This is a genomic window from Pseudomonas sp. HMWF006, assembly GCF_003061205.1.
Classification (GTDB): domain Bacteria; phylum Pseudomonadota; class Gammaproteobacteria; order Pseudomonadales; family Pseudomonadaceae; genus Aquipseudomonas; species Aquipseudomonas monsensis.
The window spans coordinates 1-8,644 of sequence record NZ_QAIU01000620.1 but is presented as its reverse complement, the minus strand read 5'-3'; the positions used below and the strand labels follow the sequence as shown (position 1 = coordinate 8,644).

Annotated in this window: 8 protein-coding genes and 1 pseudogene; 1 reads left to right on the top strand and 8 read right to left on the bottom strand. The window is 62.4% G+C overall.

The window, feature by feature from the left end:
* On the bottom strand, positions 1 to 981 hold a 981-nt coding region (locus DBR24_RS28790), incomplete at its 3' end, for an FAD-dependent oxidoreductase (RefSeq protein ID WP_256591940.1).
* Positions 982 to 1,302: 321 nt separating this feature from the next.
* Here DBR24_RS28790 and DBR24_RS28785 point away from each other — a divergent pair.
* Positions 1,303 to 2,394 (top strand): DUF1615 domain-containing protein, encoded by a 1,092-nt coding sequence (locus DBR24_RS28785; protein ID WP_128616394.1) that lies wholly within the window; start codon positions 1,303 to 1,305, stop codon positions 2,392 to 2,394.
* A gap of 7 nt (positions 2,395 to 2,401) precedes the next feature.
* Here DBR24_RS28785 and DBR24_RS28780 read toward each other — a convergent pair whose 3' ends face one another.
* From DBR24_RS28780 to DBR24_RS28750, 7 genes and pseudogenes are all read right to left on the bottom strand, one after another.
* Entirely contained in the window at positions 2,402 to 3,103 is a 702-nt protein-coding gene (locus DBR24_RS28780; protein ID WP_128616393.1) for an anti-sigma factor domain-containing protein, read from the bottom strand.
* Positions 3,100 to 3,633, bottom strand: coding sequence for a sigma-70 family RNA polymerase sigma factor (locus DBR24_RS28775; protein ID WP_123462244.1), 534 nt, complete (start codon positions 3,631 to 3,633; stop codon positions 3,100 to 3,102). The genes DBR24_RS28780 and DBR24_RS28775 overlap by 4 nt, the downstream gene beginning before the upstream one ends.
* Positions 3,634 to 3,798: 165 nt before the next feature.
* Complete coding sequence (locus DBR24_RS28770) at positions 3,799 to 4,320, bottom strand: DUF3455 domain-containing protein (RefSeq protein ID WP_128616392.1); 522 nt, start codon at positions 4,318 to 4,320, stop codon at positions 3,799 to 3,801.
* Positions 4,321 to 4,436: 116 nt separating this feature from the next.
* Positions 4,437 to 6,122, bottom strand: a complete 1,686-nt coding sequence (locus DBR24_RS28765) for an ABC transporter ATP-binding protein (protein ID WP_128616391.1) — start codon at positions 6,120 to 6,122, stop codon at positions 4,437 to 4,439.
* A gap of 1 nt (position 6,123) precedes the next feature.
* Entirely contained in the window at positions 6,124 to 7,146 is a 1,023-nt protein-coding gene (locus DBR24_RS28760) for an ABC transporter permease (protein WP_128616390.1), read from the bottom strand.
* Positions 7,146 to 8,210, bottom strand: a complete 1,065-nt coding sequence (locus tag DBR24_RS28755; protein ID WP_123462253.1) for a microcin C ABC transporter permease YejB — start codon at positions 8,208 to 8,210, stop codon at positions 7,146 to 7,148. The genes DBR24_RS28760 and DBR24_RS28755 overlap by 1 nt, the downstream gene beginning before the upstream one ends.
* Position 8,211: 1 nt before the next feature.
* Positions 8,212 to 8,644 (bottom strand): annotated as a pseudogene (locus tag DBR24_RS28750) (ABC transporter substrate-binding protein); the annotation flags it as partial.

Sequence of the window (8,644 nt, the reverse complement as noted above, 5' to 3'; positions counted from 1 at the left end):
GTCGAGCAGGCCCGGTTCGGCGCCGCCGCCGAGCACCGCCGCGAGTTTCCACGCCAGATTGATCGCATCGCCGATGCCGGTGTTCATGCCCTGACCACCGGCCGGACTGTGCACGTGCGCGGCATCGCCGAGCAGGAACGCGCGAGCGCTGCGAAAGTGTTCGGCCACCCGGTGATGCACGCGGTAGGTGGAAAACCAGTGCACGTCCTCGATGTGGACTTTCAGGTGTTCGATGGCGCGGCTGCTGACATCGGAAAACGCCAGGGTGTCGGCGCGATCCGCACGCTCGTCGCGCACCGTGCCGATCAGCCGCGCGCGGCCTTCGCCAGCCAACGGGAACACCGCGAGAAAGTCCGCCTCATCCAGGTCCAGGTGCAGCTCGCCATTCATCGCCAGGCCGCTGGCCTTGACGTCTGCCACATAGAAGATCTGTTGATACGTGCCGCCAGGAAAACCGGCGTCGAGGGATTTGCGCACCACCGAACGGGCGCCGTCGCAGCCCGCCAGATAGCAGGCCTGACAGACTTCCTGCTCGCCATCGGGCAAGCGCAAATGCGCGGTGAGGCCGTCGCTGGTTTCCTCGAAGCTCTCCAGCGTGGTGTTGCGTTCGACACTGACGCCGTAATCTTCCAGGCGCTCGATCAGCAGCCGTTCATGTTCATCCTGGGGGAAGATTTCGACGAACGCGTAGGGTGTCAGCCCTTCGCCAATACGGTTCAGTGGCAATTGCGCGACCGGTTTGCCGTTGACCCAGAAGTTCGCCGCCGCCACCCGATGGCCCTTGCGTACCACGGTGTCGGCCAGATCCAGCTGACGATACAACTCCAGGGTTCGCGCCTGTACCGCCAGCGCCCGGGACGTGGTGCCAGGGGCGGAGGTCTTGTCGAGGATGCGCACGCGCACACCGAGTTTGCTCAGCCACAGGGCCAGCACCAGGCCGGTCGGGCCGGCGCCGATGATCAGTACGTCGCTGCGGTTCATGGCCTGTCCTCCTTCAGCTGTGCAGCAAGTATGGATCAGCAGGGCGGCGCGGCCAGTTTGTCAGCCAGACGGAGAAGGCCCCGCAGCGGTGGCGCTGCCGGGCCTTTGCATTTTTGCCGGGATTGTGTGGCGAGGGCGCTGGACTGCGCGGCAGTGCGCTTCTATCAGAGAAGCAGGGCCGCTTCGCGACCCGACGGCGGCAAGCGCGCTCGCTACAAAGATCGCGATATTCACGGGAACAGTGTTTCGTTGCGGCAGTCCTAGCCTGCGCCACACCTTTGATCGTATGGTGAACCGGCTCAACGCACGCCAAGGAGCACTATGTACAGCCCTCGATTACTGATCTCTCTCGCTGCACTGCTGGTGCTCGCCGGTTGCGCGGGCCAGCGCAGCAGTGAACCTGCCCCGCGTGCGCCCGCCGAAGTGAAGGCCGAAATCGTGCGGCTGATGCCGGCAAAAGTGCCTGACCGCCAGGGCTGGGCCACCGATATTTATGCCGCGTTCGCCGCGCAGAACATCAGTCCGACCACGCAAAACCTGTGTTCGGTCCTGGCAGTGGCCGAGCAGGAATCGACCTTTCAGGTTGACCCGACGGTGCCGGGCCTGGGCAAGATCGCCCGTGACGAGATCGACCGCCGCGCCGGCAAGGCGCACATCCCCGGGATGCTGGTCAGCGCCGCGCTGGCGGTGCGTTCGCCCACCGGCAAGACCTACAGCGAACGCCTGAACGCGGCGCGCAGCGAGAAAGACTTGAGTGCGGTGTTCGACGACTTCATCGGCATGGTACCGATGGGGCGCACCTTGTTCGGTGGCTTCAACCCGGTGCACACCGCCGGGCCGATGCAGGTCAGCATCGAATTCGCCGAGCAGCATGCGAGGGACTACCCGTACCCGGTCAGCGGCACGATCCGCCACGAAGTGTTCACCCGCCGTGGCGGCATGTACTTCGGCATCGCGCATTTGCTCGGCTATCCGGTGAGTTACCGCGAGCCGTTGTACCGCTTTGCCGACTTCAATGCCGGGTGGTACGCCAGCCGTAATGCGGCGTTCCAGAACGCGGTCAGCCGTGCCTCGGGCATTCCCTTGGCGCTGGATGGCGACCTGATCCGCTATGACTCGATCCTGCCCGGCAGCACCGAGCTGGCGGTGCGCACCCTCGGCAAGTCGCTGGGCATGCGCAATCCGACGATTCGCGATCAACTGGAGAAAGGCAAGACCCTGGAATTCGAGGAGACGAAGCTCTATCAACGGGTGTTTGAGCTGGCGGACAAGGCCGAGGGCAAAACCCTGCCGCGCGCCGTGCTGCCGGGGATCGTGCTGCAGAGCCCGAAAATCACCCGCAAACTGACCACCGCGTGGTTCGCCAAACGTGTGGATGAGCGCTACAAACGCTGCATGGCCAAGGCCGGTTGATGCGTGCTCAAAGCACTTTGACGGCTCTGCCGATGGCCTGAATCGGTCCGGTCGGTTTGCCGATCGGCGAGCCGTTGGCGCCTTCGAGGGTGAGTTCGAACAGCTGGTTCGGTTGCAGCGGCGGCAGTTTGTCCAGCGGCACCTTCAATGCCTGCCCCGGTTTGACCAGTCCCAGCGACACCGGCCCTTGCCAGCCGTCAGCTTTGGTCCAGAACTCCAGCGCCTTGTCCGCCGGCACTTCGACCACTCCCAGCGGAATCAACTGGATCTCCCGTGCGTTGTTCGCCTGGATCACCCAGCCTGGCGCCTTGTCCTGCGGGGCGACCAATACCACCAGATAGCTTGGTTTCGGCGCGGTCTGGGTCACCAACAACGTCCCCAGGATCAGCGTCGCGGCCAGCCCGGCGGCGCTCAGACTCCGCCACAACGGCAGCAGATTCCACCACGAAGGACGCGCAGGCTCAGGTGCCTTGCGCGAGAGTCGTTCGACACTGCGTTCGATGCGTGGCCACAAGTGCGGCGAGGGCGGATGCGTTCCGGCCAGGTCCGTCAGATCCAGCAATCGCCGCTCCCAGGCATCCACCGCGGCTTGCAGTTCGGGCTCGTTGCGCAAGCGCTGTTGCACCGCTTCGCGCTCCGGCGCTGACAGGGTGCCGAGCACGTATTCGCTGGCCAGTTCATCAAGTTGCCGCGCCGATTCAGTGGTCATCCCATGCACTCCCGCAACGCATTGAGGCTGCGTTTGATCCAGGCTTTGACGGTGCCCAGTGGCGTGTCGAGACGGGTGGCGATCTGCGCGTGGCTGTAGCCGTCGACGTAGGCATGCAGGATGCAACTGCGCCGTTGTGGTTCCAGTTGTTCCAGACAGCGGTGGATGCGCGCCGAATGCGCGTGGGCGTCGAAACCGTCCTCATCCACAGCCACTTCGTGAGCTTCGTCAAAGGGCGTTTCCCGGCCCTGATCACGTAACAGATTCAGCGCCAGATGCCGGGTCACGCTGAACATCCAGCCACGCGCCGAACCTCGCGCCGGATCAAATCCCGCCGCGCCGTTCCAGATCTTGATGAATGCCTCATGAACAATGTCCTCCGCCAGCGCCGTGTCGCGCACCAGCCGCTTGGCCACGCCGAGCAGGCGTGGGCCTTCCTGCACATACAAATCGTGCAGGGCCAGGCGCTCGCCTCGGGCACAGGCAGCGAGGCGGGCTTCGTAATCGAAAACGGATTCGGCTAAAGGCATGTCGTGCAATCTAGCTCACATTCCGCAAACATCCACACAACTCCATTCCCTTTGCAGGAGTGAGCCTGCTCGCGACAGCGGTACGTCAGTGAAGCCTGTGTTGGCTGACACTCCGCTGTCGCGAGCAAGCTCACTCCTACGGGGGATTTGCGGTGAGTCAGGAAATCAGTTCGCCGCCCAGAAGATGTAATCCGCCTGATATTTCACCACTTCCTGCTTGCCCTTGTTCGCCGCCGTGCATTCACTGCCCGGCGCCACGCCACCCTTGAGCGCGACCCGCTGGATGTAGCTGACGCCGCTCATCGCGCCTTTGCCCTCGGCCGGGTTGGCCTTGACCAGTTGATAAGGCAGGTTGCCCGGACTCGACGGCGCCACGGCCAATTGCGTGCCGGTGACTTTCGAACCGTCCTTGGCCTGCCAGGTGGCGGGTGGGCCGAAGTAGGTGCCGACTTGCTTGCCGCTGCGATCATTGAGCACCGCTTTGGGGCCGACAAAGGTCCACTCGGTCTGCCCGGCGGCATTGGGTTTGTCGCGGCATTCGTAGGTGATTTCGCCGACGCCGGTGGTTTCCATTGCGACTTTGTGGCCATCCGGGACTTTGATGCTGTCCGGCAGACCGCTTTGGGCGAAAGCGCCGGCGGAGGCTGCGAGCAAACCGGTGAAGCAAATCAGCTGTGTGGTGTTCATCAGTGTGTTCTCCGAAAAGGGTAGATCGCTGGCAGCCATCAGTGGCTGTTACAGGGACTACCCGTGGCGGAGACGTTTGGATGCAGTGGCTGAAAAAATATTTTTCTGGATCACCTCTATACCTGTGGGAGCTGGCTTGCCAGCGATGGCGTCGTGTCAGCCAACATCGTTTTCTCTGATACACCGCAATCGCTGGCAAGCCAGCTCCCACAGGGTTCCTTATTGGGTTTGAGGCCGGAGGCGTTCAGCAACTCCTGGGTGTAAGAATGTTGCGGCGCGGCGAAGATCTCCCGCGACGATCCTTGCTCGACCACCTTGCCGTCCTTGATCACGATCAAGTCATGGGCCAGTGCGTGCACCACTGCCAGGTCATGGCTGATGAACAGATAGGTCAGACCATGCCTGATCTGCAATTGCCGCAATAATTCCACCACCTGCTTCTGCACCGTGCGATCCAGCGCCGAGGTCGGTTCATCGAGCAGAATCAGCGCCGGCTCCAGCACCAAGGCGCGCGCGATGGAAATGCGCTGGCGCTGGCCACCGGAAAACTCGTGGGGGTAACGATGGCGGCTTTGCGGGTCGAGGCCGACCTCCTCGAGCACGCGAATCACCGCCGCTTCGCGCTCGGCCGCAGTGCCGATACCGTGGGTCAGCAGGCCTTCGGCAATGATCTGCTGCACCGACATCCGAGGGCTGAGGCTGCCGAACGGATCCTGGAACACCACTTGAATCTGCCGCCGCAACGGTCGCATCAAGCGTTGATTGAGCAGGCTCAGCTGTTTGTTGCCGAAACGGATACTGCCCTCCGATTCCACCAGGCGCAGGATCGCCTGACCCAACGTCGACTTGCCCGAACCCGACTCACCGACAATGCCCAGGGTCTTGCCGCGTTGCAGGGTGAAACTCACGCCATCCACGGCTTTGATGTAATCCTGCTGGCGACTGAACAACCCTTTGGGCAACGGGAACCAGACCTTCAGATCGTCGACCTCAAGCAAGTTGTGATCGTACTCACTCGGCACCGGCGCACCGCTGGGTTCAGCCTCGATCAACAAACGACTGTAAGGATGCTGCGGCGCCCGAAACAGCGCTGCGCAATCGGCCTGTTCGACGATCTCGCCATGGCGCATCACGCATACACGTTGAGCGATGCGCCGCACCAGATTGAGGTCGTGGCTGATCAGCAACAGCGACATGCCGAGGCGCTGCTGCAGCTCGATCAGCAATTCGAGAATCTTCTGCTGCACGGTCACGTCGAGCGCCGTGGTCGGTTCATCGGCGATCAACAACTGCGGCTCGTTGGCCAGCGCCATGGCGATCATCACCCGTTGCCGCTGACCGCCGGAGAGCTGATGCGGATAGGCTTTCAAGCGCTGCAGGGGCTGGCGAATACCGACCAGCTCCAGCAGCTCCAGCGTTCGTGCGCGAGCGGCGCGGCCCTTGAGGCCTTTGTGAATTTCCAGCACTTCGCTGACCTGCTTTTCCACGGTGTGCAGCGGGTTCAGCGAAGTCATCGGCTCCTGGAAAATCATCGCGATCCGGTTGCCGCGCAAACCGCGCATCTGCTGCTCGCTGGCCTGCAACAAGTCCATGCCGTGGTAGCGGATCGAGCCGCTGCTGCTGACACTTTTGCCCGGCAACAAGCGCAGGATCGAATGCGCCGTCACCGACTTGCCCGAGCCGGATTCGCCGACCAGTGCCAGGCATTCGCCACGGCGAATATCGAGGTTCACACCATGCACCACTTGCTGCCCGGCGAAGGCGACGCGCAGGTCGCGGATTTCAATCAGGTTGTCGTTCATGTCAGCTCCGGGGATCGAATGCGTCACGGCAGGCCTCACCGATAAACACCAGCAACGAAAGAATCAGCGCCAGCGCGAAAAACGCCGTCAGCCCCAGCCATGGCGCTTGCAGATTGCGCTTGGCCTGGCCGATCAGTTCGCCCAGCGATGCGCTGCCCGCCGGCATGCCGAAGCCGAGAAAGTCCAGTGCGGTCAGGGTGGCGATGGCGCCGGTGAGAATGAACGGCAGGTAGGTCAGGGTGGAGGTCATCGCGTTGGGCAGAATGTGCCGGCACATCAGTGCGGTGTCAGTCAGGCCCAAGGCCCGCGCGGCTTTGACGTATTCCAGACTGCGCCCGCGAAGGAATTCGGCCCGCACTACATCCACCAGTGCCAGCCAGGAAAACAGCGCCATGATCCCCAGCAACCACCAGAAACTCGGCGAGACGAAACCGGACAGGATGATCAACAGATACAGCACCGGTAGCCCCGACCATATCTCCAATAGCCGCTGCCCGAGCAAGTCGACCCAACCGCCGTAATAACCCTGCAATGCCCCGGCGACGATGCCCACCAGCGCACTGATGCCGGTGAGGATCAGTGCAAACAGAATCGAAATCCGTGTGCCGAAAATCACCCGCGCCAAGACGTCCCGTGCCTGATCGTCGGTGCCCAGCCAGTTGCTCGCCGAGGGCGGGCTCGGTGCCGGCTCGTCGAGGTCGTAGTTGACCGTGTCGTAGCTGAACGGAATCAGCGGGAACAGCATCCAGCCGCCCTGATCCTCGATCAGCCGGTGTACGTAGGCGCTGGCGTAATCCGGCTGGAACGGCAGTTCGCCGCCGAAATCGGTTTCCAGGTAATCGCTGAGAATCGGGAAATAGAAGGCGTCGTGATAGCGGATCACCAAGGGTTTGTCATTGGCAATCAGCTCACCGCCGAGGCAGACCAGGCACAGGCCGATAAACAGCCACAGCGACCAGCGTCCACGCCGGTTGGCCTTGAATTGCGCAATGCGGCGCTGGCCCAGAGGGGAAAGTGTGAACATCAGGCAGTCCTCGCCGAGAAGTCGATGCGCGGGTCGAGCAGGGTGTAGCAGAGGTCGCCAATCAGCTTGATCAGCAGGCCGAACAGGGTGAACAGAAACAGCGCGCCGAACACGACCGGATAATCACGCGACACCGCCGCTTCGTAGCTCATGCGCCCGAGGCCATCGAGGTTGAAAATGGTTTCGATCAGCAAGGAGCCGGCGAAAAACACCTCGATCAACGCCGACGGCACACCGGCCACCACCAGCAGCATCGCGTTGCGAAACACATGGCCGTAAAGCACGCGGCGCTCGGTCAAACCCTTGGCCCGCGCAGTGATCACGTACTGGCGGCTGATTTCGTTGAGGAAGCTGTTTTTGGTCAGGATGGTCAGCGTGGCGAAGCCGCCGATCACCAGCGCCGTCACCGGCAATACCAGATGCCAGAGGTAATCGCCGACTTTGCCGAGGGGGCTGAGGCTGTCGAAGTTGTCCGAGACCAGGCCCTGCACCGGAAACCAGTTGACGTAACTGCCACCGGCAAACACCACGATCAACAGAATCGCGAACAGAAACGCCGGCATCGCGTAGCCGATGATGATCGCCGTGCTGCTCCAGACATCGAAGGCGCTGCCGTTGGTGATTGCTTTGCGAATGCCCAGCGGGATCGAAATCAGGTAGGTGATCAACGTTGCCCACAAGCCCAGCGACAGCGACACCGGCAACTTCTGCGCGATCAGGTCGGTGACCTTGGCGCCACGAAAGAAACTGCTGCCCAGATCCAGTTGCGCGTAGTTTTTCAGCATCAGCCACAGGCGTTCGTGCATCGGTTTGTCGAAGCCGTAGTGGTGTTTGATTTCTTCGATCAGCGCCGGGTCGAGGCCACGGCTGCTGCGCCCGGCACCGCCCGTCGCGGCCACTTCGCCTCCGCCGCCCATGCTGTGTCCGCCGAAGCCTTGCAGGCGCGCAATGGCTTGTTCCACCGGGCCACCCGGTGCGGCCTGCACGATGAGGAAATTGACCACCAGAATGCACAGCAGCGTGGGGATGATCAGCAGCAAACGCCTACTCAGATAACGCAGCATGTCACTGACCCCCCGCGAGCCGGGTGTGCATCTGTTGCGTGGTCAACGGCTTGGCCGAGACCTCCCACCAGGTGTTGAGGCCTTCGTCGTATGCCGGTTGCACAGACGGCATGCCGAAACGGTTCTGATACACCGTCGGCGTGCCTTTGGAGTAGTAGTTGGGAATCATGTAGTAACCCCATTGCAGCACCCGGTCGAGGGCGCGGGCGTAATGCACCATGGCTTCGCGAGTGTTGGCCTGGACCAGCCCGTCGATCAGTCGATCGACCGCCGGGTTGGCCAGCACCATTGAGTTGGAACTGCCGACCTGTGTGGCACTTTGCGAGGCGTACAGGTTGTACAACTCACGGCCGGGAGAGACGATCGGATCGCCGCTGCGCGGGAAAGCGGCGACGATCATGTCGTAGTCCCGGGCGTTGAGGCGGTTGATGTAT